This is a genomic window from Acidobacteriota bacterium (genome assembly GCA_016716435.1).
Lineage (GTDB): Bacteria > Acidobacteriota > Blastocatellia > Pyrinomonadales > Pyrinomonadaceae > OLB17.
Genome location: JADJWI010000001.1, coordinates 396,853 through 418,966 on the forward strand (window position 1 = coordinate 396,853; position 22,114 = coordinate 418,966).

General features: G+C 55.8%; 21 protein-coding genes and 2 tRNA genes. 11 read left to right on the top strand and 12 right to left on the bottom strand.

All coding sequences use genetic code 11. The features are described from left to right. Positions 1 to 296 precede the first annotated feature (296 nt). From IPM21_01960 to lnt, 4 genes are all read right to left on the bottom strand, one after another. A complete protein-coding gene (locus IPM21_01960; GenBank protein MBK9162682.1) occupies positions 297 to 2,213 on the bottom strand; it encodes a DNA translocase FtsK in 1,917 nt (638 codons plus the stop codon). 511 nt (positions 2,214 to 2,724) lie between these two features. Then, positions 2,725 to 3,841, bottom strand: a protein-coding gene (gene prfB / locus IPM21_01965; GenBank protein MBK9162683.1) for a peptide chain release factor 2 whose coding sequence is annotated in 2 segments (ribosomal slippage) — positions 2,725 to 3,780 and positions 3,782 to 3,841 — 1,116 coding nt in all. Because the reading frame shifts where the segments join, the coding sequence is not laid out codon by codon here. A gap of 19 nt (positions 3,842 to 3,860) precedes the next feature. Beyond that, entirely contained in the window at positions 3,861 to 4,220 is a 360-nt protein-coding gene (locus IPM21_01970; GenBank protein ID MBK9162684.1) for a VOC family protein, read from the bottom strand. A gap of 36 nt (positions 4,221 to 4,256) precedes the next feature. Next, positions 4,257 to 5,954, bottom strand: a complete 1,698-nt coding sequence (gene lnt / locus IPM21_01975; GenBank protein ID MBK9162685.1) for an apolipoprotein N-acyltransferase — start codon at positions 5,952 to 5,954, stop codon at positions 4,257 to 4,259. A gap of 188 nt (positions 5,955 to 6,142) precedes the next feature. Here lnt and IPM21_01980 point away from each other — a divergent pair, with 188 nt between their 5' ends. Next, positions 6,143 to 6,373, top strand: a complete 231-nt coding sequence (locus tag IPM21_01980) for a hypothetical protein (protein ID MBK9162686.1) — start codon at positions 6,143 to 6,145, stop codon at positions 6,371 to 6,373. Positions 6,374 to 6,568: 195 nt separating this feature from the next. Here IPM21_01980 and IPM21_01985 read toward each other — a convergent pair whose 3' ends face one another. The 3 genes from IPM21_01985 to IPM21_01995 all read right to left on the bottom strand — a co-directional run bounded on the left by IPM21_01985 (position 6,569) and on the right by IPM21_01995 (position 9,201). Further along, positions 6,569 to 8,362, bottom strand: coding sequence for a tetratricopeptide repeat protein (locus IPM21_01985; protein ID MBK9162687.1), 1,794 nt, complete (start codon positions 8,360 to 8,362; stop codon positions 6,569 to 6,571). A gap of 87 nt (positions 8,363 to 8,449) precedes the next feature. Beyond that, a tRNA-Glu gene (locus tag IPM21_01990) sits at positions 8,450 to 8,525 on the bottom strand. Positions 8,526 to 9,015: 490 nt separating this feature from the next. Continuing rightward, on the bottom strand, positions 9,016 to 9,201 hold the full coding sequence (locus IPM21_01995) for a hypothetical protein (GenBank protein ID MBK9162688.1): 186 nt from the start codon (positions 9,199 to 9,201) through the stop codon (positions 9,016 to 9,018). A gap of 429 nt (positions 9,202 to 9,630) precedes the next feature. Here IPM21_01995 and IPM21_02000 point away from each other — a divergent pair, with 429 nt between their 5' ends. From IPM21_02000 to IPM21_02010, 3 genes are read left to right on the top strand one after another with little or no spacing between them, the layout of a single operon-like run. After that, positions 9,631 to 10,218, top strand: a complete 588-nt coding sequence (locus tag IPM21_02000) for a DUF1990 domain-containing protein (GenBank protein ID MBK9162689.1) — start codon at positions 9,631 to 9,633, stop codon at positions 10,216 to 10,218. After that, complete coding sequence (gene polA / locus IPM21_02005) at positions 10,215 to 12,920, top strand: DNA polymerase I (protein MBK9162690.1); 2,706 nt, start codon at positions 10,215 to 10,217, stop codon at positions 12,918 to 12,920. The genes IPM21_02000 and polA overlap by 4 nt, the downstream gene beginning before the upstream one ends. A gap of 55 nt (positions 12,921 to 12,975) precedes the next feature. Beyond that, positions 12,976 to 13,638: a pyridoxamine 5'-phosphate oxidase family protein gene (locus IPM21_02010; GenBank protein ID MBK9162691.1), complete on the top strand. Its 663-nt coding sequence runs from the start codon at positions 12,976 to 12,978 to the stop codon at positions 13,636 to 13,638. Positions 13,639 to 13,656: 18 nt separating this feature from the next. Here IPM21_02010 and IPM21_02015 read toward each other — a convergent pair. From IPM21_02015 to IPM21_02035, 5 genes are all read right to left on the bottom strand, one after another. Next, positions 13,657 to 13,732, bottom strand: a tRNA-Ala gene (locus IPM21_02015). A gap of 182 nt (positions 13,733 to 13,914) precedes the next feature. After that, positions 13,915 to 14,169 (bottom strand): hypothetical protein, encoded by a 255-nt coding sequence (locus IPM21_02020; protein MBK9162692.1) that lies wholly within the window; start codon positions 14,167 to 14,169, stop codon positions 13,915 to 13,917. 22 nt (positions 14,170 to 14,191) lie between these two features. Next, positions 14,192 to 15,403 carry an endonuclease/exonuclease/phosphatase family protein gene (locus IPM21_02025; protein ID MBK9162693.1) on the bottom strand — a complete coding sequence of 404 codons (1,212 nt, stop codon included), beginning with the start codon at positions 15,401 to 15,403 and terminating at the stop codon, positions 14,192 to 14,194. Between the two features lie 80 nt (positions 15,404 to 15,483). Beyond that, a complete protein-coding gene (locus tag IPM21_02030) occupies positions 15,484 to 16,695 on the bottom strand; it encodes an ATP-grasp domain-containing protein (protein MBK9162694.1) in 1,212 nt (403 codons plus the stop codon). 14 nt (positions 16,696 to 16,709) lie between these two features. Next, on the bottom strand, positions 16,710 to 17,129 hold the full coding sequence (locus tag IPM21_02035) for a DoxX family protein (GenBank protein MBK9162695.1): 420 nt from the start codon (positions 17,127 to 17,129) through the stop codon (positions 16,710 to 16,712). Positions 17,130 to 17,257: 128 nt separating this feature from the next. Between IPM21_02035 and IPM21_02040 the strand changes: the two genes are divergently transcribed. The 7 genes from IPM21_02040 to IPM21_02070 all read left to right on the top strand — a co-directional run bounded on the left by IPM21_02040 (position 17,258) and on the right by IPM21_02070 (position 22,114). Continuing rightward, entirely contained in the window at positions 17,258 to 17,950 is a 693-nt protein-coding gene (locus tag IPM21_02040) for a site-2 protease family protein (GenBank protein ID MBK9162696.1), read from the top strand. 6 nt (positions 17,951 to 17,956) lie between these two features. Continuing rightward, a complete protein-coding gene (trpS, locus tag IPM21_02045; protein ID MBK9162697.1) occupies positions 17,957 to 18,934 on the top strand; it encodes a tryptophan--tRNA ligase in 978 nt (325 codons plus the stop codon). 70 nt (positions 18,935 to 19,004) lie between these two features. Then, the gene (locus IPM21_02050) at positions 19,005 to 19,490 is read left to right on the top strand and encodes a hypothetical protein (GenBank protein MBK9162698.1); all 486 of its coding nucleotides are present in this window, start codon (positions 19,005 to 19,007) and stop codon (positions 19,488 to 19,490) included. 24 nt (positions 19,491 to 19,514) lie between these two features. Next, a complete protein-coding gene (locus IPM21_02055; GenBank protein ID MBK9162699.1) occupies positions 19,515 to 19,805 on the top strand; it encodes a hypothetical protein in 291 nt (96 codons plus the stop codon). A gap of 173 nt (positions 19,806 to 19,978) precedes the next feature. After that, positions 19,979 to 20,695, top strand: a complete 717-nt coding sequence (locus IPM21_02060; GenBank protein MBK9162700.1) for a hypothetical protein — start codon at positions 19,979 to 19,981, stop codon at positions 20,693 to 20,695. 100 nt (positions 20,696 to 20,795) lie between these two features. Then, positions 20,796 to 21,095, top strand: coding sequence for an arsenate reductase (locus tag IPM21_02065; protein MBK9162701.1), 300 nt, complete (start codon positions 20,796 to 20,798; stop codon positions 21,093 to 21,095). Between the two features lie 320 nt (positions 21,096 to 21,415). Next, complete coding sequence (locus IPM21_02070) at positions 21,416 to 22,114, top strand: hypothetical protein (protein ID MBK9162702.1); 699 nt, start codon at positions 21,416 to 21,418, stop codon at positions 22,112 to 22,114.

Here is a 22,114-nt window from a genome sequence, read left to right on the forward strand (position 1 = left end):
GTTCTATAACGTCCGCTTTTCGATCCTGAAAACGACATTCTCCGGCGTGCTGAAACAATGTGCAAAATGCTAAAAGTCGCGATGTTACAAAGACTTGAACGATTTAACATCGGCGAAATCCGCCGCTTTTCCACAGATTGTGTGGAAAAGGTTCAACGCCCAATAAAAACCCGAAAGCTCAAGAATGACGGGCCGCACTCATCTCTCCGATCTCGGCGAATATCTCCGTGCTCTCTGCGTTTTGCTCTCTTCAACGCAGAGCTCGCTGAGAATTCCGCAGAGAGAGCAGAGAAGCGTCACAATCCCTCTTTCATTTCCATCATCTCGGAAAGCTCTTCGAATGCTTTTGGCAGGACGGGGCGGGCACGTGCGGCACCGTCCATTTCTCCGACGTAGCCCCGTGCGACCATCGCATCAAGTATCCCCGCCGCGCGGCCGTAGCCGATCTTCAAGTGTCGTTGCAGCAGCGACGTTGACCCGCGCTTTGCATTCACAACGACTTTCAGAGCATCCCAGAAAAGCGGGTCGTTGGTCGAGGGGTGCTCGCCCGCCTCGGCCGCCATTTCTTCTTCGCTCTTTGTCACGGTCGGGTCATACTCGGGCTCGCCGTAGGTCTTCACATGTTCTACGATCCGAGCGATCTCTTTCTCGTCAACATAGGCACCGTGGACGCGGATCACCTGCGACGTCGCCGGCGGCAGGAAGAGCATATCGCCGCGGCCGAGGAGCGACTCGGCACCGTTGCCATCGATGATCGTCCGGCTATCTACCTTTGAAGAAACGCGGAACGAGATCCGTGCCGGAAAGTTTGCTTTGATCAGTCCGGTGATGACATCTACCGAAGGCCGCTGCGTCGCCAGCACTAGGTGAATCCCGACCGCCCGAGCCATCTGTGCCAGCCGCGTAATATACGTCTCGACCTGCTTGCCGGCGACCATCATCAGGTCGGCAAGTTCGTCGATAATGATGACGAAATACGGCAGCGTCTCGTGCGGATTGCCTTCGTCGTCAAACTGCTTCGCCGCGTTCCGCCTTTTGGCCTCGGCGTTGTAGCCCTCGATGTTGCGAACGGCATATCCGGCCAACCGCTTGTAGCGGTTCTCCATTTCGCGGACCGCCCAGTGGAGCGCGTTCGCGGCCTCTTTCGGCTCGGTGATGATCGGCACGCGGAGGTGCGGAATATCCGCATAGAGCCCGAGCTCAAGCCGCTTCGGGTCAACCATTATGAACTTCACGTCCTCGGGCGTCGCCTTGTAGAGCATTGAGACGATCAGCGAGTTTACGCCGACCGATTTTCCCGCACCGGTCGCACCGGCGATCAGCAAGTGGGGCATCTTTGCGAGGTCGGTTACGTAGTTCTCGCCGGAGATGGTCTTGCCGAGCGCGATGGTAAGCGGCGATTGTGATCTCTTGAACTGCGGCGATTCTATGACGTCACGGAGAAAGATCGTTTCGCGGTCATGGTTCGGCACTTCGATGCCGACGTGGGCGGTGCCCGGAATACGGTCGATGCGGATCGACTCGGCCTCAAGTGCCAGGCAAAGGTCGTCTGCGAGGCCGGTAATCCGCGAGTATTTGACGCCCGCATCCGGCTTGAACTGAAATGTTGTAACGACCGGCCCCGGCGAGTATCGGCTGACCGATCCAGCAACATTAAACTCACGTGATTTCTCGCCGATCATTACCGCGAGGTCGCGAAGCCGAGCATCGTTGTGGGCGATCCGGGGCGGTGCCGGATTTAGCAATTCCGAACTCGGCAGCGTGTAGCCCTCCTTCCCGACCACCTTCTTTTCTTCCGGCGGCTTCGGCTCGGCTTCTTCGGCGGGCTTCTGCTCCGACTCGTCAGCGGCTGCGGCGGCCTCGATGCGTTCCTCGGTCTTCATCGCCCGCGTCTTCTTTGCCGGTTTTTCGAGGATCGTTGCGGGAACGGGATCGCCGATCAAGGTATCGGGAATCGGGACCGTCGGCGGTTCTACTGATGAAGGTTGTTCGCGAAGCTCGCGTCGGCGTTGGGCCCGCTCGAGCGCCGCGTCGTGCCGCTGACGGCGTACCAAGCTCCTTCGCTCGAACCACTCGCGTACTCGCGTTTTGAGATTTTGGATCGGCAGATCGAATGTCGCAAGCAGCCATTCGAATGAGAAATTTGAAATGAGCAGCACCGACGCCGTCAGCATGGCGATGAGAACGATAAGCGTCCCAGTCGTCCCGATCATCTTTGCCGCGAGGAACGGGAAAGCGCCGCCGAGAACGCCGCCGTAGCTCGGCTCGATCATATAGCCGAGCCCCGAGACCGCGAGCACGATCAACGCATAGCCAACCCCGCGTGCGACCGTCGGCCGCAGGCCCACCGAGCGGAATACCCGCCAGGCAATGAAAGCCAGCAGCGGAGGAAGAAAATATGCGGTAAGCCCGACGGCGCTTATCAGAATTGCTGAGAGATTGGCTCCGACAACGCCGATCCAGTTTTGTGTTGCCCGCCCCTGGCCGTGGCCGGTGGAGATGATCGAACGGTCGTCCGGACTTCCGGTCACAAGGCTAAGAAAAACGAGAACCGCCAACGCGACCAAGCCGACGGCAACGACCTCATTAAGCCGCGAACGCTCCTGCGGCTTCGCCCCTCGCTTTTTGATCAGCGTCGAGCCGTCGGCGAGACAATAGTTCATCTCGTCGTCGGTATATTCCTTCTTGCATTTCGGGCAGATCTTCATTTGCCGATCGCGTTCGCTAAGCCGGTGCGGGGCCCTTGATCCCCTTTTTGAACATCAGGAATTCCTTAATGAAAGGGTCGATCTCGCCGCCGAGCACAGCTTCGACATCAGTTTCCTCGAGCTTTGTCCGCGTGTCCTTCACAAGCCGGTACGGATGCAGGACGTAGTTGCGGATCTGCGACCCAAACGAGATGTCCATCTTTGTTGCCTCGAGTTCGGCGGCATCCGAGCGGCGTCGATCGAGCTCGAGTTCGTATAGCTTAGACCTCAGCACCTGCATCGCGACCATTCGGTTTTGCAGCTGCGACCGCTGATTCTGGCAGGTTACCACAATTCCGGAGGGCATATGAGTTATCCTGACGGCGCTGTCGGTCACGTTAACGTGCTGCCCGCCCGCTCCGGATGACCGATAGGTATCAACTCGGAGGTCCTTATCATCGATGTTGACCTCGATATTCTCGTCGATCTCCGGCGAAACGAACATCGAAGCGAACGAGGTCTCGCGGCTTCCACCCGAATTGAACGGCGATATGCGAACCAGCCGGTGAACGCCGGCCTCGGCCGATAACAACCCATAGGCATAATCGCCCTCGACCCGGAATGTCGCCGACTTTATCCCGGCCTCGCTTCCCGTCTGTTCATCGATCAAATCGACCTTAAACCCGCGCCGCTCCGCCCAGCGGATATACATCCTCAGCAGCATCTGGGCAAAGTCCTGTGCGTCCGTTCCGCCGGCTCCGGCCTGGATCGAGCAGATGGCGTTGTTTGCGTCCGTCTCGCCCGAGAGCAGGCTTTCCGTCTCCGCGGTCGTTACGTCGCGGTCGAGCTTTTCGATCAGCGTGGCAAGCTCGCCGGCCGAGGCTTCATCGGTCTCTGCAAATTCGAAAAGTACCTCGGCGTCCGAAATGCCGGTCTCAAAATCTTTCTGCTGGCCGAGAGCTTTCTCAACCCGGCTCCGCTGCTGCACAAACCGCTGCGCACCGGCTTGGTCATCCCAAAAGCCCGGTTCCGAGATCCTGTCCTCAAGTTCTGCTAGTTCTCTCTGCTTGGCGGGTGCGTCAAAGAAACCTCCCGAGTTGGAGGACCTTCTCTTTTATTTCGTCGTATTTTGTTCTGAGTTCCTGTAATTCCATTTTGTTTGCGTCGTTCGATTTAGCCGGCCTCTGAGCCTGTATTTTGCCCGATCCAGAGCCGGTTTCCGTCCGGGTCGTCGAGCCGGAACTCGGTCAGGCCGTAAAAGGTCGTTTCGAGGTCCGGGATGTCGATCCCATTCGAACGTACCTGAGCATGATAGCCTACGATGTCGCTCGGATAAAGATAGAGCACACCGGTCCGCGGCATTCCCGGATGCGGGTTGATCGATTGGTCGATCATCAGCCGGCAATCGCCGAACCTCAGCATCGCCCACCGCCATTCGTCATTGCGGTTCTCAACCTCGAACCCGAGCTTCCCATAAAATTCGACACTACGTGCGATATTCGCCACCGGCAGCATCGGAATCAGCCGTTCCATTTTCATCTTGACCAACCTCGACCGTTGAATGTATTTCTACGACGCCGCGGCTTCCGCATTGGCCCTCTTTCGGAACGCCCCAAACGCAAGTAGTGCTAAGGTCACCACCGCGCAAAGCCATGCGAACCAGTCGCCGTATTTCACATAGAACGTCTGCGAGCCGTCGGAAGTTGCAAAGGTCCAGACCCGCGTGTCTTCCTGGTAAACCGGTGCCGGGTCGCGGACCTCGCCGCGTTCGGTTATATAGGCCGTAATGCCGACATTGGTTACCCGGAGCAGCGGCCGGTTCGTTTCCACCGCCCGGAAGACCGCGTTTGCCAGATGCTGCCGCAAAATGGGTGTCGGCCCGAGATAGCCGTCGTTGGTCATCTCGATCAGCACATCCGCGCCGCCGCGGACGTACTCGCGCCCGAGCTGGCCAAAGTGCGACTCGAAGCAGATCATCACGCCCGCCTTCCCGGTTCCGATCGGCAATAGCTCATAATCCTGCCCCTGAGAAAAGCTCCCGACAAATGCCGGCACAACCGACGCGAGCGGCTCCGGCACGAACTCGCCGAACGGCACCAGATAGATCTTGTCATACTGGGCCACCTCGCCGCCCTTCGGCCCGACCAGCACCGCCGAGTTAAAGAATTTCCCGTCCGCATGGTTTGGCTCGGCCGAATTGAATAGCACCGAAACGTTATTCCGCCGGGCAAAACCATCGATGAACTCCCGCGTCTCGCGGTCCGATTCGTACATAAAGTTCATCGGCGATTCGGGGAAGATAACAGTTGTCAGTTCTTGGTTGTCAGTTGTCAGTTTGCCGAGTTCCGCCTCCGCCATCCGCACATGCCGCTCCCGCAAATCTTGCCACTTTTCATACGTCAGCCCGGACATCGGAACATTCGGCTGGATCGCAACGACCCTCGCGGAGACATCTGACGGTTCCGAGCTTAGAGAGCCAAATTCATAGACCGAAGCAAAGATCATTGACAAGATCGTCAACAAGATCAACGGAAGAAAGATCGATGCGACTATTGGAAGCCGAACATCGACCTCGGGAACCTCCCACGCTTGATCTGCAGCACGCGAATCAATGAACACGAGCGGCCCAATCAATCCATAGAGAACGACTATGAAGATCGGAGCCTTCTTCGGGTCGTTCATATATTGCCGACGGCCCGAAAGAACAAAAGCGATGAACGATGATCCGATCAGCACAGCACCCGAGGTTATAAGTACTCCACCAATCTGGGCAAACTTAAGTCCGAACCCACTGAACGCCTGCGAATACCCGATCGCGTTCCAGTTGTTCCCCGTTAGCCAGTAGCGAAGGAACTCGGTGAAGACCCAAACGAACGGAGCCGCGAGCATTGCGACCGATCCGAACCGGCGAAGCAAGAACGCCATTATCGCCGCAAAGATCCCCGGAAATACCCCGACGATCATGCAAACGATCAGCAGCAAAAAGTAAGCAACGATTGGCGGGAATCCGGCGTAGGTTATCGGGGCAAAAGTCAGCCACCAGCAAGTCCCGAAAAAGAAGACGAGCCCGAATGTCCATCCGACCGTAAACGCCCGCCGCGAAGATCCCTTTTCTCGATCTATCGCCGCGAGCAGCGGAACCAGAGCGACCCAAGCGAGATACCAGAGCTCGAAATCAGGAAACGCGAGCACAAGCAAGACGCCGCCCGTTGCCGCGAGCAGCAAGCTCCGGACATCCGGGATAAAGGCTTTGAACCACTTTAGCACTCAGCCGAGTTTAGCAAACTTCCCTCGCCCGCTAAACTTTTCTGCTGGAATATCGATGGATTTCACCGTGATTCACTTCGTTCAAACTGACACGACGCCCTTCGTCACAAATCCAAAATTTGTCAGAGCCCGCGTGACAATTTTCGTCAACCGGCGTTTGAGACGCGATCGGCATCGTTCAAATTGAAATGCTTTCCGTCAAACCGCGCACAAGTGCCCGCGAACACAATGAATACCTGCAGGTTTCCAGCACATTCGCAGAAAACCTTTATTTTTATTGTGTTTACGGTGATTTAAAAGAGGGTGAGCCCGGCTTTTCGGCCGGGCTCATAAAGGAAGGACAACTGAAGGAACGCTCGGAAGGTTATCAAGCACAGTGGCAAACCGCGCTCGGAGAAGTGATGGCGGCGGGGTCCTGATCCCTTGATCAAGCTGGCCGCTATTCTCTAATGCACGCCGCGTGCCACAACCTGCACCTTGACCCAAATTCGTTCTTTCAATATTAAATAATTCCCGTAAACGTCTGCACTGTCATGACTTAGAGACTTCACACATCGTTCAAAACGATCAACCCCTGCGATCTTGCCGCTCCATTCTCGTGCGTATCGCTTGCACTATTTGGAACATCGCTCGGCAAGCCTCTGTAGAGAACTGACCTCCGAGTTCTCTCCGTCGATCACAGCGGCCGATGCGGCAAAGGTTCGAGCCTGCTGGCAGTCGCCGCGTTCAAGATAAATGCGGCCGAGAGCTACGTGGGCATCAAGCAAACGGTTGTCCCAGAAAAGAGCGGTCTTCATTGCGCTCGTCGCCTGGTCGCGGTCGCCGCGACGAAGGTGTATCTTGCCGAGTATCAAATAGCTCTCGGCGCTCATCGGCTCGCTGACCAGAACGCGGCGAATCGTCTCCATCGCCTTGTCGTCCTCGCCGGCCTGATATTCCTTCTTCGCCTGTGCAAGCAGTGTCTCCGTGCTGCTGATGGGCCGAGCGACCGGCGTCGCTTCCCGCTGGCTTAGCACGACGGAGACAAAATCTTTTCTCTGCGGCTGCACTACGCGGAGCTTCATATCCGTGATGGCCTTCGCCCGCGCCCAATCGCGTTCAAGCGTTGCGTATCGGTTCCCGGCTGCCAGATGCGTTCGGGCCAGGTTATCGACATCTGCCGCAGTTTCGTCCTTTAGCTCGCCGAGTGTCTTGGCAAGTATGTAAAATGCCTCGCCGTCCTTCGGCGCCGCCGCGACGAGCTCCTTCAGATATTCCGCTGCCGAGGTGTAAGTGCCATTGAGGAAATGAGCGAACGAAAGATTGAACTTGATCGCCAGGTCGTCGTCGGCATTTGCATGTGCCTTTTCAAGAAACGCGACGCCCTCGGCGAGTAGTGCCGCCTGCCGAGCCTCATCACGCTTCTCCGCCTGCGAAGCCTGAACCGCGATCGCCCCGAGCATGTTGTAAAGGCTCGTGATCTTAAGTTCCTCCGATAGCGGCCGCAGCACGGCGAGTGCCTGGTCGAAATCCGACTGCTGCCAGCGGATAACGCCCATGTAAAACGACGCCTCGGCATAAGCCTCATCGTTGCAGTTCGCCGGCCGGTTCTCGCCACGAGCCCGTTCGGTGCAGGCCTGTTCGGTATTGACCACCCGCTGGAAGGCGTCGATCGCCTCGCCGAACTTCCTTTGGCCATAATGAAGATGCCCGAGTTCGAGCGCCGCCTCGGTAAATTCGCCCGCCGCGCCGGAATCGGCATGGAGCCTAAGCGCGTTCTTGAAAAAGTTCTCGCGAAACATCGGGTCTTGCGTAAGCAAACCCTTGATGTATGCCTCAAACGCCCGAGCCGGGACCTTCGTCGCCGTCTCGATCATCTGATTTTGCGAGAATGGCAACGCCTTGTCCCGCTGATACAGCACCTGATAAGCGATCTGTCCCTGCATCGTTTGCAGGTTCCCGAGGGCATCATTGAGCGCGATGTCGCGGGTGATCCGCCGGCCGTCCGGCAGGTCTTCGCTCAGAAAGCGGCCTTCATTGACGCGGATGACGCGAGCGGTAACGTTGATCGTCGCGGCCAGGTCGTCCTGTGCCGGAATGATCGTGTACTTGCCGGAAACGAGCAGCGTCGCATTGCTCTCGCGGGCGAGCCGGAGCGATGTTGCAAGGCTCGGGATGCTCGCCAGCGGCACGCGAAGCCGCTGCTGGATCATCTTCCGCTCGCTGTTTGAAACGACCGCAAGCCCCGGAACCTGCAGAAGCTCGGAAAGCGAAAGCGCAAAGCTCTCGCCGATCCAATTGAACTCCGCCTTGTTCGAAACATTCTCAAACGGCATGACCATCACCGAATCAGTAACCCGCTGTTGGCCAAACGCACCGGCCGCGGCCACCAGGACCACCGCAAAACTTAATAAGAACCGCTTTCGCATAACACTTAAGTATAAAATAAAAAGTTCGCTTGTTGTGCAAGCGAACTCGGAATCAAACCATTATGATGTCGAAACTCTAAATAAAGATGGTATCCGGTACGGGATTTGAACCCGTGTTGCCGCCGTGAAAGGGCGGTGTCCTAGACCCCTAGACGAACCGGACACGATTTTCGCCCCAAAAAGAGCGAATGAGAAGGATACCAATCCGCGATTTTCCTTGTCAAACCTGTGGTCGTGAATCGTAAATCGTAAATCGTGAATAGGGGACCGTGTTCGGGATGGAGGGAATTTGTTGGGAAACTCCCCTCCGCTGGAGGGGTGGTCGCCGCTTCCGCGGACGGGGTGGTAAAACATTTTGAGGCCGGCACGTAAGTAAGGGCGGTTCATCCGATGCCGTTTTCACCTGATCGCTGACCACACAGGCGGAAACCCGACCCGTAGGTAGGGTGTCGATTGGAATGATGAATGATGAATGATGAATGATGAATGTGAATTATGATATCTGGAATCCGGTTGCGGAAGCTCGCGCGTCAGCAAGGGCTTAACTACCAAGGCAATATTCCCACTAAGGAAGTCCAAACTCCGAAACTCATACTCTGTGCGGCTTCCGTCTGCGCATTCTGTGGTAGTGGTTTTCTCTAAGACCACAGAATTCACAGACGAAACCCACAGACGGCACCGACAAACTTCCGGTTTTCTCCTTTTCTTCTTCCATGGTGAAGAATGTCCAAGCCCGATGCCACCTTCTTCAACATCGATGACAGGCCGGCTGAAGCCCGCACCCCGAACTTCGCAACTTCGCAACCTTCCAAACCTCCCGTTTCATCCATTTCTTCCATTGGTGCATTGTGTCGGCTTAAGAAAATGGTTAGCAGTTATTGCGGGGTTTTACCAACGCGGAGCCCGCAGAAGGTGGTGAGCACTGAGCTGTAAGCTGTAAGCTGTAAGCTGTAAGCCGTTAGCTGTAAGCCGGAAAGCAAGAACGATGATCCATGATCAGTCGCCAGTAGTCATTAGTCAGTAGTCAGAATGCGACGATGCGAATACCCACGACCCAAAACCAAAAACCGAAGACGAAAGCCCTTGGCGGTGGAGGAGCTGCCCGGCCGCGTTCCAGACGTTCCAGACGTTCCAGACGTTTCAGGCGATTCATCTGTTTCATCTGTTTCAGAAACGCACGGCCTCGACGAAAAATGAAACACTGCTGGGCATCGACCGGCAGCAATGTGTTAAAAAATAGCGTGGAATTAGGTTCGTTGACGAAAAGTATGTTTACCATCTTCGAGCCGGATAATGACACGATACGAGCGTTCCTCGACTCAACAGGCCGGACCGGCTTTTCTTATGAGGATATCGGTGCGACGCAGGGCGAGATCCCGGCTGGCTACATCGTTGACCGAAATCGAATTCTTTTGGGCTCGGGCGAAGAGGTTTGGGAGAAGGCGAAGGCGGCGATCCGCGAATGGACGATGTTTGACATTGGCTGGGCGAGAGCGTATCCGGGCGATACGCCGATCGAGAAGGGCCGCGATGTCGCGGTCGTCGTTTCTCACTTCGGCATCTATAGTTTGAACGCGGCTCGTATCGTCTATGTTCTCGATAGTTCTGAGCAGTTCGGATTTGCCTACGGCACACTCGAAGATCATGGCGAATCGGGCGAGGAACTGTTCCTCGTTGAGCGAAGCCCGGAGAACGGCGACGTCCATTACAGCCTTCTCGCATTCTCGCGGCCCGGGCATTTCCTTACCTATCTTTGCTATCCGGCCGCTCGATATTTGCAGAAACAGTTCGCGAGAGACTCGATGGCCGCGATGCTTCGCTCGGCGGCGACAATCGGCTACACTACACCGAAATGAAGCGCGTATTTCTGATCGATTCGATGTCACACATCTTTCGGGCCTACTTTGCCCCGATGGGGGCCCGGCAGGAGCCGCTCCGCAACAGCAAAGGTCAGGTGACGCAAGCCGTTTTCGTCTTTACGAACATGCTCCGCAAGCTGATCAATGACGAAAAGCCCGACTACATCGCGGCGGTTTTTGACACGGCGGCACCGACGTTTCGCCACGATTCTTACGAGGCATACAAGGCCAACCGCGAGGAAATGCCCGAGGACCTCGCGGCCCAGCTTCCGTTCATCGTCCGCGTTTGCGAAGCATTTAACCTGCCGATCTTGAAATACGACGGCTTCGAGGCTGACGACATTATCGGGACGCTCGCCAAAAAGGCGGCCGAAAAGAAGCTGCAGGCGGTCATCGTCTCCAACGATAAAGATCTTTGCCAGCTTGTGCAGGATCCGTATGTCATTGCCATGCGACAAAATTCGACCAATCTAAAGCGCAAGGTGCCCGTGCCGCCGATCGAGTGGTGCGATGAGGCTTGGGTCGAGGCAAAGTTCGGCGTGCCGCCCTCAATGATCATCGACCTGCTCGGGCTGATGGGCGATTCGATCGACAACATTCCCGGCGCTCCCGGCATTGGCGAAAAAGGAGCGCGCAAGCTCGTGTTGGAGTACGGCTCGGCCATCGGAGCGATGGAAAATGCCGACAAGGTAACGCACAAAACCTATCGCGAAAGCCTGCAAAATAATCAGGACATCATTCGCCAGTCGCTGGAGCTTGCAACCGTCCATTGCGAAGTGCCGGTCGAGCTCGATCTTGACCAACTCCGCTTCCGCGAGCCCGACCGCCAGAAGGCATATGAGCTATTTCGGGAGCTCGAGTTCAACACGCTGACGAAGGAATTCTCCGACGCGGCCACGCTTTTTGACATGCACGGCGGCGAGGACGCATCCGAACGGATCGAGCGAAAGTATGAGGCGGTCAAAACCCGCGAGGAGCTTGATAAGCTGATCCGCACGCTCTGGGAAAAGGAAACATGGGCGTTCGATGTTGATGATTCGAACGGCGGCGACCGGCACAGCGCATTTGATAAGGTCGCTCCGCTCGGTATTGCTGTTTCATATGCGCCCGGCGTCTCGTATTTTGTTGATCTGCAAGAGTTTGAGGGCGGGAGCGAGTATGTCGTGCGGATGCTTGGCGACACCTTCGCCAATCCCTACATGACGAAGGCGTGCCATGATTACAAACGCAACCTCGGCGTTCTTCGCTCGCTCGGCATCGAGCCTCGTGAGGTGAAGGAAGACCCGATGATCGCCGCTTATCTGCTCGACTCAGGTCGGTCAAATTTTACTCTTGCGTTCCTCGCACAAAACCATCTCAACGCCTACCCGGCGATCGAAACGCCGGACGGTTTTACGGCCTCGGGCTTTGCCGCCGCCGAGCGGGCCGATTTTGTCTATCAGCTCGTGCCGCAGTTTCGAAAAAAGATCGCCGAGGACAAGCTGACCCGCATCTACGACGAGATCGAGGTGCCGCTCGAAGCGATCCTGGCCGATATCGAAACGGCCGGGATGAAGATCGATTCCGAAGCCTTGCACGATTTCTCCGAAAGGATCTCAAAGGAACTCGAAACGCTCTCCGCGCGGGTTTTTAAGATCGCCGGCCGCGAGTTCAACATCGGCTCGCCAAAGCAGGTCGGCGAGATCTTCCAGGACCTCAACATCGCTACCGGGAAAAAGACCGCGACCGGCCAGATCTCGACCAGCAAGGATGTGCTCGCCGAGCTTGCCGTTGACCACGAGATCGCCCAACTCATCATCGACTATCGCGAGATGGACAAGCTCAAGGCGACCTATGCCGATTCGCTCCCGAAGATGGTCGGCAGCGATGGCCGCATCCACGGCGTGCTCAACCAGACCGTGGCCGCGACGGGCCGGCTTAGCTCGACCGAGCCGAACCTGCAGAACATTCCGGTCCGCACCGAGATGGGCCAGCAGATCCGCAGGGCGTTCATCCCCGAAGCGGGCAACAAGCTCATTTCGGCCGATTACTCGCAGCTCGAGCTCCGCATTCTGGCCCACATCACCAAAGACCCGGTGATGCTTGAGGCATATCAGAACAACGAGGACATCCACGCAAAAACGGCCCGGCTCGTCTTTGGAGCGACAGATGAAAAGGACCTGAAGGAAAAGCGTCGGCTGGCGAAGATAGTCAATTTCGGCATCGCCTATGCGGTCGAGGCGTTTGGGCTTTCGCAGCGTGTCGGCATCTCAAAACAGGAAGCGCGGAAGGTCATCGACGACTACTTCGCGACCTATAAGGGCATTCGCGAATACATGGATCGGATCCCTGAGGAGGCCCGCGAGAAGGGCTACGTCACGTCACTTTTTGGCCGCCGCCGCTACTTCCCCGGCATCAAGGACCGCAACTTCGCCGTCCGTTCGCGGGCCGAACGCGAGGCGATCAATATGCCGATCCAAGGCACGGCGAGCGACATCGTCAAGATAGCGATGATCAACGTCGCCAAAGCTCTCCGCGACGCCGGGCTCGAGACGAAGATGATAATGCAGGTCCACGACGAACTTCTCTTCGAAGCTCCGAAGGGCGAGGTCGAGCAGGCCTCCGCCATCATCAAACGCGAAATGGAAGCCGCCGCGATTCTCGACGCCCCGCTCATCGCCGAGATCGGCGCCGGCGACGACTGGATGAGCTGTAAATAACGCCAGTACGCTATTGCGAGTCCGCGAATGCCTGTGGACTACGTCTAGTTAACGGATGACGAAAGAAACAAAAACGGACCGCACCAAGGTCAAGCGGCTTCCGGCTCGTGGGGCTTATGATCGCGAGACGATCTATTCGATCCTCGACGCGGGGTTTATCTGCCATGTCGGTTTTGTCGCCCAAGGCCAGCCGTATGTGATCCCGACCGGGTACGCCCGCATCGGCGATGATCTTTACATCCACGGGTCATCGGCCAGCCGGATGCTGCGAAATCTTGCGGCCGGAGCCGATGTCTGCGTTACGGTGACGCATGTCGATGGGCTGGTGCTTGCCCGGTCGGCGTTTCATCATTCGATCAATTACCGCTCGGTCGTAGTGCTCGGTCGGGCCGAACTTGTCACCGACGCCGACGAAAAATATGCGGCTCTCGAGGCTTTCACCGAGCACATCATCCCCGGCCGCTGGCCCGAGATCCGCTGGCCAAATGAACTCGAAATGAAAGCGACGTCGGTCCTCCGGCTCCCGATCGAAGAAGCCTCGGCAAAGATACGCACCGGCGATCCCAAAGATGATGAAGAAGACTACGAAATGAACGTCTGGGCCGGAGTCGTCCCGCTTGAAACGTTTGCCGGCGAACCGCTGCCCGATGCAAAGCTTGCAGAAGGCATCGAGCTCCCCGCACACGTCCGAGAATACAAAAAGCGTGGCCCAATGTAAGCCACGCTTCATTAAACTTGGTGGAGATGAGGGGGATCGAACCCCTGACCTCGGCATTGCGAACGCCGCGCTCTCCCAGCTGAGCTACATCCCCGAAATCAAAATGATAAATGAAAGATGAAAAATGAAAGACCTTCCGATCTCATCTTCATTGGGCCTAAACAAGCCTTCGAACCGGACTGCGGCAGGCTCCATCAAATCGAAAAACAGCCGATATACCCGACCACTTCTGATCGCAAATTATCAACTATCATTTATAAACTATCAACTAATTTATCAATTTACGGCCCCGGCCGGTAGCAGCGAGCCTTTCGGGTCGGAAACGTAGGCGAACCCGTCTGCGATCGATGAGATCATCCCGTGAAAGTGGATCTCTTCGCCGGAAACGACGACGACCGCGTCGCCGGGGCTTACCTTTTTTTCGTCGACCGGGAATTTGATCGTTGTCGCGTTGCCGTTCTCGTGGGCGACCGCCTCGTATTCAAAGGTCGCCGCGTCGAAACTAAGTGTTTGTGAAAATGAAACTTCCATTATGTTCTCCGTTAGTCAGAGTCTAAGCGCCCGAAATGCGAAAGTCCAAGCCGATGGCGTCGTGGTCTGAAAGCGGCGTCCCGTTCGCATCGCGGAGTTCGCCGATCGTTTTGACCGCCGCTTCATGTGCAGGCTCGATTCCTTTACCGGCAAACCAATCCAACCGTCCAGAGACGCTCCCGCCGACGCGGTTTGCCGCCCAGAAGATGAAAGGGAAACACCACTCCGGCACCCAGTCCCGAAGGTTCGTGTTCTTTTCGATGCTCTCGACGTGATAGTGCAGCGTTCCGGCTCCGAGTTCATTGAGGTTGCGGAAATCGTAACCGCGGCGCTCGAGCATCTTGAAAAGTGGCCGCTCGAAATATCTTTCGGGATGCGGTAAGTGATTTTTCGCCACGTTCTTCGGCCCCATAAAAACGCGACGCCAATAGCCCATTATCGCCCGTCGGGAGCTCTGCGAGTTGAACGTCGTCGTGTTCCAATCGCCGCCGATTATGGTTGGGAGCGGAGCCAGCGTTTCGAGATGATCAAGGATGATCTGCATCTGCAGCCGCCGATGGGCACGCGAGCAGTGCGAATCAAGATGCACGGTCACGGCCCGGAAAGTGCCCGCCGGATGCTCGATATCGGCGATCAACGCCCGGAGCCAGCCAAGCCGCTTTTCCTTGCCCCACATCTTGTCTTTGCCATTCGGGATCGGCACGGCGTGGATATTTCGCATCGGCCACTTCGAGAACATCGCGAGGCCGTGGATCGACTTCGTATTCTCGCCCTCCGCCAACGCCTCAACCCCGCTGCCTTTTTGCAACGCGATATAGACCGGTGCGAAGGCGTAGTTCATCCCGAGCTCACGGGCGATCTCTTGGGCAACAAACCGATTCCCGCTCCGGGCCATGCCATGATCAAGCTCCGTCAGCAAAAGCACATCCTTGTCCCGCAGGTCGGCGTGAGCCTTGAGCGACTCAAGAATGCCTTCAAAAACGCAACCGCGTTCGATGTTCCACGCGATGGTGCGGATTACTTCCGAGGCATCGCCGCCCTCGGGCTCAGTTGCAAGCTCCTCATGAAACATCCCGTTCAGTATCCGCTCTGCCTCTTCGCGGATCTCGTCGTGCAGAGCCGAGGCCTCAAGTTCCGCGGTCGATTCGAACTTCAGCAGCTCTTGAAAATACGGCTCTAGCCCGTGATCGAGCAGATCCGGGGAATGAACTTCGGTAGAAACTCGCGGCGTCATAAAAATACAGAGGATAGCGATTCACCCGCGAAAAGAAAAGAGCGGCCGCAGCCGCCCTCTAAGATTGTGCTTCGCCAGCGCTAATCGTCGTACCGTTCCTTCGCCGGGGCGACCGCTAGGAAGTCATCGCCGATCCGCTTTGTGTATTCTTCGAGCAGTTCGTTGATGCGCGAGCGGTCGGGTGAGTGAAAGATGAGCCCGACGTGCTTTGGCTTTTTTATACGATAAACGATCTCGGGGTCGGTGTAGTGCGAGGTGTCTGGTTCATCGTCTTTTGAAAGGGCAAGGGCGACGCCGGCATATTCCTTGCGGACCTTTGGTTTTTCGTAGGGATGATCTTTATCCGCGATCGAGAGCTTTGCCCATTCGCGCCACAGATTGAACCCGCATGCACTATCGAGCACGTTCGCGATATAGGCGCCGCCGACGCGGCACGCGACCTCAAGCAAATAGTACTCGCCGTCCTCGTTGCTCCGTAGGAACTCGCCGTGTGTTACGCCCTCTTCATACTTAAACTCTTTCAGGAGTTTGGCGTTTAGCTTCTCAAGTTCTTTCCGCTCCTTTGAACCATATTCGACAATGGATGTCGTAAACACGCCGCCGTAGTGCGAAACAGAAAACGGCGGACGGCCGTAGCGGCTCACGCCCGCCGCGACGACCTTTCCATTATGGACGACCGCATCAACGTGAAAGACATCGCCCTCGATAAACTTTTCGATAAGGAACTGCGACGGATGGTCACGCCAATTATTTCGGTCGTCGAGGTCATTGAGCACTTCCCAAACCTGCTCTTTCGTCTCGCATTTTCTAATGCCAAATGCCGAAACCTCATGTCGCGGCTTCACGATCCACGGTGCAGGGACGCGATCGAGAAAGGCATTTATCTCGTCCGGATTCACAGGGCAAATATAATCGGGGCAGGCGATTCCGGCCTCGCTCGCGATGTTACGCATGGCGTATTTATCGCGAAAACGGACGGCGTGCGAATAGGTCATGCCGCCAAGCTGGAGATGCTCCCGGGCACGGGCCGCGGTTACGACATCGAACTCATCAAGCCCGACGACGCGGTCAATGTGCCGCATTCCCGCGATGTTCGTTACGGCGCGAACATAGTCCTCGACGCTCGCGTTATCCTCGACCGTCTTGACGTCATTGAGAGCGGTCCATGCCCAGGGTTCATCGAGCAGCTTCTTGCGGGTCACAAGAGTCACGAACCAGTCGGCGTTCTGGCACTCCTCGAGAAACTCGTTCCCCTTATGCTCGCTTGCTATGCAAACTATGTGCTTTTTCATAAAAGCCGTTTTCACTACTTCCGGAGGAAGCTATCGACGCTCCAATCGCCCGAGCCCTTCAACATGAAGGCGATCGAAATAAAGAGGAAAAGGAACGCCTTCTCCTGGACGTTGAAGGGATCTGCCCCGTGAACGCCGATGAGTGCAACAAGCATCGTCACCGCGATAAAGAAGCTCGATAATCGCGTCAGAAGCCCGAGTGCGAGAAAAATGCCGCCGACGAACTCCGATAGAGCCGCCGCCCAGGCAAAGAATGCCGGCATCGGGAAGCCCATCTCCGCCGTGCGGCCGATAAGTCCCTCGGCCGGAGGCAATTTGCCGAGCCCGTGGGCAAACGCCATCGCGACACCCGAAAAGATCCGCAGCAACGCAAGCCCCGCATTCGCGTGCCACGACAAACCGCTCTCACCGCCGAACAAAAGTTTATTAAGCATTACGTAAACCCCTTGTTTGTTTTATTTTGTCGTAAAAGAATGGCACAATCGAACAATAAAAACAACGCATAGGGCGTTACTTTTATCGGTACTTAAGAGTTGTAAACCGAAGATCTATAGGAGTTTAAATGGGCGATATCGATTTGGCCGTACTGGCGAGCCACCTCATTGTTTTCATGGTCGTGCTGCTTCTTGCGGTCTCGGCCCATGAGGCGGGCCATGCCTGGATGTCGCACAAATTTGGCGACGACACGGCCTTTATGCTCGGCCGCGTCACGCTAAACCCGGTCGCCCACACCGACCCGATCGGCACGCTTCTGATCCCGGTCGTCGCGTTCATTTTGGGAACGATGGGCGGGGCTTTGGGCTCGATTCCGCTCATCGGATGGGGCAAACCGACGCCGGTAAACCCAAGCAACTGGACGAACTACAAGCTCGCGAACGTTATGGTCTCGGTCGCCGGCGTTCTAGCGAACCTGATCTTGCTCATAATCGGCATCGTTCTGGCGAAGGTCCTCTTCATCTACGGATTCACGCCAAATGACCTCTTCGGCGGGGCGACAAATCCGCTGGCGATGTTTGTCAGCAACCTGATGTTGCTCAATCTCTCGCTCTTCGTGTTCAATCTGCTGCCCTTTCCGCCGCTCGACGGCAGCAAGATCCTCTCGACGTTTCTGCCGGAAAGCACTCAGCCGATCTTCGATTTCCTCGAGCAGTTTGGGTTCCTTATCCTGATGTTCCTCATCTACATCGGCGTTTTCCGGTTCATACTTTATCCGTTCCTCATGGGATTGGTTTATGTGCTCTACGCAATCTATTAGTTCGCGATGACAAAACGTATTTTCAGCGGTGCCCAGCCTACGGGGCAGCTTCACATTGGCAATTACCTCGGTGCGTTGAAGAACTGGGTCGCGCTTCAGGATGAGTACGAAGCGTTTTACTGCATCGTAAATCTCCACGCGATAACGCTCCCGCAAGAGCCGGCGTCGCTCCGCAAGGCGACGCTCGACCTTGCCCGCATTTATCTCGCGGCGGGCGTCGATCCCTCGCGTTCGACCATCTTCATCCAATCCGATGTCCCCGAACACGCCGAGCTCGCCTGGACGCTTTCCTGCATCGCACGCATGGGCGAGCTCGAGCGGATGACGCAATTCAAGGACAAAGGCAAGGGCAACGCCGAGCGTGCCGGAGTCGGGCTATTCACTTATCCGATCCTGATGGCCGCGGACATTTTGCTTTACCAGACCGATCTCGTCCCGGTCGGGCAGGATCAGAAGCAGCATCTTGAGCTGAGCCGCGACCTCGCTGAGCGTTTCAACCGCGACTACGGCGAGACATTTAAGGTGCCCGAGCCCTACATTCCAAAGGCCGGTGCGAGCATAAAATCGCTGCAGGAGCCCGAACGGAAGATGTCGAAGTCCGACGAGAACGCCGCCGGCTCCATCTTCCTGCTCGACGACGCCGACACGGTCACGAAAAAGATCAAGCGGGCCGTTACCGATAGCGGCACGACCATCGAGTTCGACGAAACGCGGCCGGCGATCAACAATCTGCTGACCATTTACCGCCTGCTGACCGGCAAGACCGACGAAGAGTGCGTCGCCCATTTCGCCGGCAAAGGCTACGGCCATTTCAAAACAGAACTCGCCGAAGCCACCGTCGAATTCCTCCGCCCCTTCCAGGAACGCGTCAAGCAATACGACGACGAAACGCTCCGCTCCATCCTAAACCCCGGCGCCGAAAAAGCCCGAGCAATCGCCGCCGACACGTTGAAGAAGGTTTATGAGAATATGGGTATCAAATAGTGCTCGATTAATATTCGCGGTTTTTCTTGGTCTGACTGCCGCGTCGCTCATTGGGTGCGCTCGGCAGGAGATGCCAGCCGCCGCAAACGACATCGCGGTGAATTCCGTTCCGACGCCGCAACCTTCCGTCGAGCCAACTCCATCCGAAACCTGGAATGATGCCTACAATTTTGTTAATGGGGTTAGAATCGGTACGTCTTACGCAGAACTAAAGCAACGCTTCGGCAAACCGCTTTCGGAAAAACGCGGAGGCGAGAATGCCTGCGGATATATCAAGACGGTGGTTACTTACAAGGGCATCCGCTTCACGTTGGATGACAGTGGTGAATCAAATATTGTCATCCTGATCGAGATCACATCACCTGAGTGGGAAATGACGCCAGGCGTTAGAGTCGGTATGGATTTATCTCAAGTTCGTAGCAAGATGGGCCGAGTTGGGTTACATAAAATCGACGAAGTTGAAACGCTTGGCTATGCGGACGGTGACGGTTTTCTAACTTTTCAATTCACCGGTGGAAAAGTTGCAGTGATCACTCGCGAATTGAACCTTTGCTGAATCTTCGTTGGGTTACTCTGAGTTATGTTTGACGAAAGACCAGCCCGTGAACCGCTGATCACAAGATCTTGGAAGATCGCCATCGCCTTGTATGTTGTCGCGGTGATCTTCTCGTTCTTCTATTTTCCGGTCTTCCTTGCAGTTCTTGGTCTTCCGTTTAGTGCATTTGTCGCGATGTTTGGAATGTTGCTGATTCACCATGGCGACGGTTCATCATTCGAATGGGCTCTTCTGTTTTCTACATTCGCCACCCTTATTTTGCTTCTCCTGATCGCTTCGGAGCATAAAATAAAGAAGGATATGGAAAGCGAATGATCAGTATTTCAAACTAGTATGAAGATAAGGATCTACGCAAAACCTACTTGAACTACTTGTCGTAATTTGGCGGGGCTATTCCGGTAGAACCGCGTTGAGTTTGAACATAGGTTTCAATTTTCTGATTTTCGGCGGTCGAGCTTGATAACACCTTAGTACGGAGATCGTTTTAAATGCCCAGATATTTTATTGTTTTATTTCTTTTCGTTGCTTTGATGGTGGTGGCTCCGGTTCCCTCGTTTGGCAAGGGCAAGTCGGAGGTGCTTGTTTTGGGGACGCTTCATCAGTTTCACGAGAAGACGAGCGGTTACTCATTCGCCGATCTTTCGCGGATCATTGAAACTATAAAGCCGGATATCCTGGCTACCGAGCTGACGCCGGAAGCCCTAGAGAACAGGTCCGAACAGAAGACGAAGCAGGAATATCAGCGAAGCATTTTCCCGCTATTGGAGAAGCACGGCTATCTGGCCATCCCGATGGAACCGGCTGAACCGGAATACTCGAGGCTGGTCGGGATATTTCGGGCATCAAGCAAGGAATTCAACGAGAAGTTTCCGCAAAAGAGTGAAGCCTTTTCCGTGTATTCAAACCAGCTTTACGAGTACCTCTTCGAAAAATGGAAATCGGCCGAAGCCGTGAATTCAGATGAGACCGACGCCTTGTTCGAGGTAAAGCATGAGTTTCAGAATGCGCTTTTTGGACCAAACGAAGAAGCCGCATGGGATGGCTGGAATTCGCATTTCCTCAAGCAGATACTTGCCGCCGCGAAGCAGCACCCGGGCAAGCGGGTACTTGTCCTAGTCGGCGTTGAGCACACCTATTGGCTCCGCAAAGAGCTGAAAGCGTCGGCCGAGGTTCGTTACGTTCCGGTCGGCGGCTACTTGAAATAGCGAAGCGAGGATCGGTTTTTTGAAGAACGATCCGGGCAGAAAGTGCACATTTATGAAGATCACCATTTACGAAAAGCCTACTTGAACGACTTGTCGCAATTTGGCGGGGCTGTTCCGGGAGAATGGCGTTGAGTTTGAGCAGGTTGATTATTTCAGGGAGCGGCTGACGGCGGCGGATGTGAAAATGCTGCTCGCGAAGCTGAAAATACCGGCGTTTGGGCTGCTGCGGACCAAAGAAAAGGAGTTTAAGGAACGCGGATTCACGCCGGAGACGCCCGAGGACGAGATAATCGCCGCAATCGTCGCGAATCCGGGGCTTCTCAATCGCCCGATAGTCGTTGCCGGCGACCGCGCAGTCATCGCCCGCCCAATAGAAAAGGCCCTCGAGCTATTAAAATAGGCTTCCGGTAAAGAAAATATCCCAAACATTTTTCGCATTTAGCTGATACTGACAGTGCATTGCACCAACACATTATTGCGACGTATCTAATTAATGCATCGCGTTTGCGATCTGATTAACTTCGATTCCATATATGCATAAATGCAGTGCATGTTAGTCACATTCCGACGCAGTAATCAGTTCATGCATTGCATTTTTGCCATAATGCAGTGAATTATTTTGTTCATGCGTTGCATTTCTGCTATTATGCGGCATATGTCGATGGCGGTGGACGGATCGCCGACTAACATTTCTTTGTTATTTGCTGAGGTGAATGAAATATGAGGCCGAGTAACCGTTGGTTTCCCGATAGTCTTACCGATCAAGCGGCGTGGATGCGGAATTTTGCCACGGAATTTGCGAAGCAAGGTGCGGCGCTCGGTTTTTCTCCGGCGGAGATCGCGACGGTCGAGGCCGATGCCGAAACGCTTGCGTGGCTGGCCCAAAATCAGGTCGATATCGAGAGTTTTCGGCGGGCCGCGGCGAGCTATCGGCGGCATGTTTTGTCCGGACGGCCCGGTTCGCCGCTCAGTGATTTCCCGCAGCCTTCGTCGCTTACTCCGCCGCCCGGAACCTCGGTCGGAGTTTATCGCCGAATCGCCGAGGTGGTCGAGCGCATTCGCGTTTCGCCAAATTTTTCGGCTGAGAATGAGGCCTCGCTCGGCATTCGGCCGATCCGTGGCGAGTCTGCCGACCTTAACGACGCCAAACCGAACCCGAGCCTCACGGCCGAGCCCGGAAATATCGTCAGCGTTCGCTTCAAACGCGGCAAGTTTACCGGCATCGACGTCCAAATGCAGCTCGATACGGAGAAGGAATGGCGGCCCGCGGGGCGATTTGTGCGTTCGCCGGCCGAGCTTCACATTCCCGCCGGGCCGGAGAACCTGCCGCGGCTCGTCCGCATCCGCGCCCGATACCTCGATGGCAACGACGCAGTCGGGCAATACTCAGACATCGACACCATCTCGACGATTCCGTAA

Excerpts from the sequence above, each read along its gene's own strand:
- IPM21_01960 (MBK9162682.1), bottom strand. The coding sequence starts at position 2,213 with ATGATCGGGACGACTGGGACGCTTATCGTTCTCATCGCCATGCTGACG.
- IPM21_01970 (MBK9162684.1), bottom strand. The coding sequence starts at position 4,220 with ATGGAACGGCTGATTCCGATGCTGCCGGTGGCGAATATCGCACGTAGT.
- IPM21_01980 (MBK9162686.1), top strand. The coding sequence starts at position 6,143 with ATGCTTTCCGTCAAACCGCGCACAAGTGCCCGCGAACACAATGAATAC.
- IPM21_01985 (MBK9162687.1), bottom strand. The coding sequence starts at position 8,362 with ATGCGAAAGCGGTTCTTATTAAGTTTTGCGGTGGTCCTGGTGGCCGCG.
- IPM21_01995 (MBK9162688.1), bottom strand. The coding sequence starts at position 9,201 with ATGGAAGAAATGGATGAAACGGGAGGTTTGGAAGGTTGCGAAGTTGCG.
- IPM21_02000 (MBK9162689.1), top strand. The coding sequence starts at position 9,631 with ATGTTTACCATCTTCGAGCCGGATAATGACACGATACGAGCGTTCCTC.
- polA (MBK9162690.1), top strand. The coding sequence starts at position 10,215 with ATGAAGCGCGTATTTCTGATCGATTCGATGTCACACATCTTTCGGGCC.
- IPM21_02010 (MBK9162691.1), top strand. The coding sequence starts at position 12,976 with ATGACGAAAGAAACAAAAACGGACCGCACCAAGGTCAAGCGGCTTCCG.
- IPM21_02020 (MBK9162692.1), bottom strand. The coding sequence starts at position 14,169 with ATGGAAGTTTCATTTTCACAAACACTTAGTTTCGACGCGGCGACCTTT.
- IPM21_02025 (MBK9162693.1), bottom strand. The coding sequence starts at position 15,403 with ATGACGCCGCGAGTTTCTACCGAAGTTCATTCCCCGGATCTGCTCGAT.
- IPM21_02030 (MBK9162694.1), bottom strand. The coding sequence starts at position 16,695 with ATGAAAAAGCACATAGTTTGCATAGCAAGCGAGCATAAGGGGAACGAG.
- IPM21_02035 (MBK9162695.1), bottom strand. The coding sequence starts at position 17,129 with ATGCTTAATAAACTTTTGTTCGGCGGTGAGAGCGGTTTGTCGTGGCAC.
- IPM21_02040 (MBK9162696.1), top strand. The coding sequence starts at position 17,258 with ATGGGCGATATCGATTTGGCCGTACTGGCGAGCCACCTCATTGTTTTC.
- trpS (MBK9162697.1), top strand. The coding sequence starts at position 17,957 with ATGACAAAACGTATTTTCAGCGGTGCCCAGCCTACGGGGCAGCTTCAC.
- IPM21_02050 (MBK9162698.1), top strand. The coding sequence starts at position 19,005 with ATGCCAGCCGCCGCAAACGACATCGCGGTGAATTCCGTTCCGACGCCG.
- IPM21_02055 (MBK9162699.1), top strand. The coding sequence starts at position 19,515 with ATGTTTGACGAAAGACCAGCCCGTGAACCGCTGATCACAAGATCTTGG.
- IPM21_02060 (MBK9162700.1), top strand. The coding sequence starts at position 19,979 with ATGCCCAGATATTTTATTGTTTTATTTCTTTTCGTTGCTTTGATGGTG.
- IPM21_02070 (MBK9162702.1), top strand. The coding sequence starts at position 21,416 with ATGAGGCCGAGTAACCGTTGGTTTCCCGATAGTCTTACCGATCAAGCG.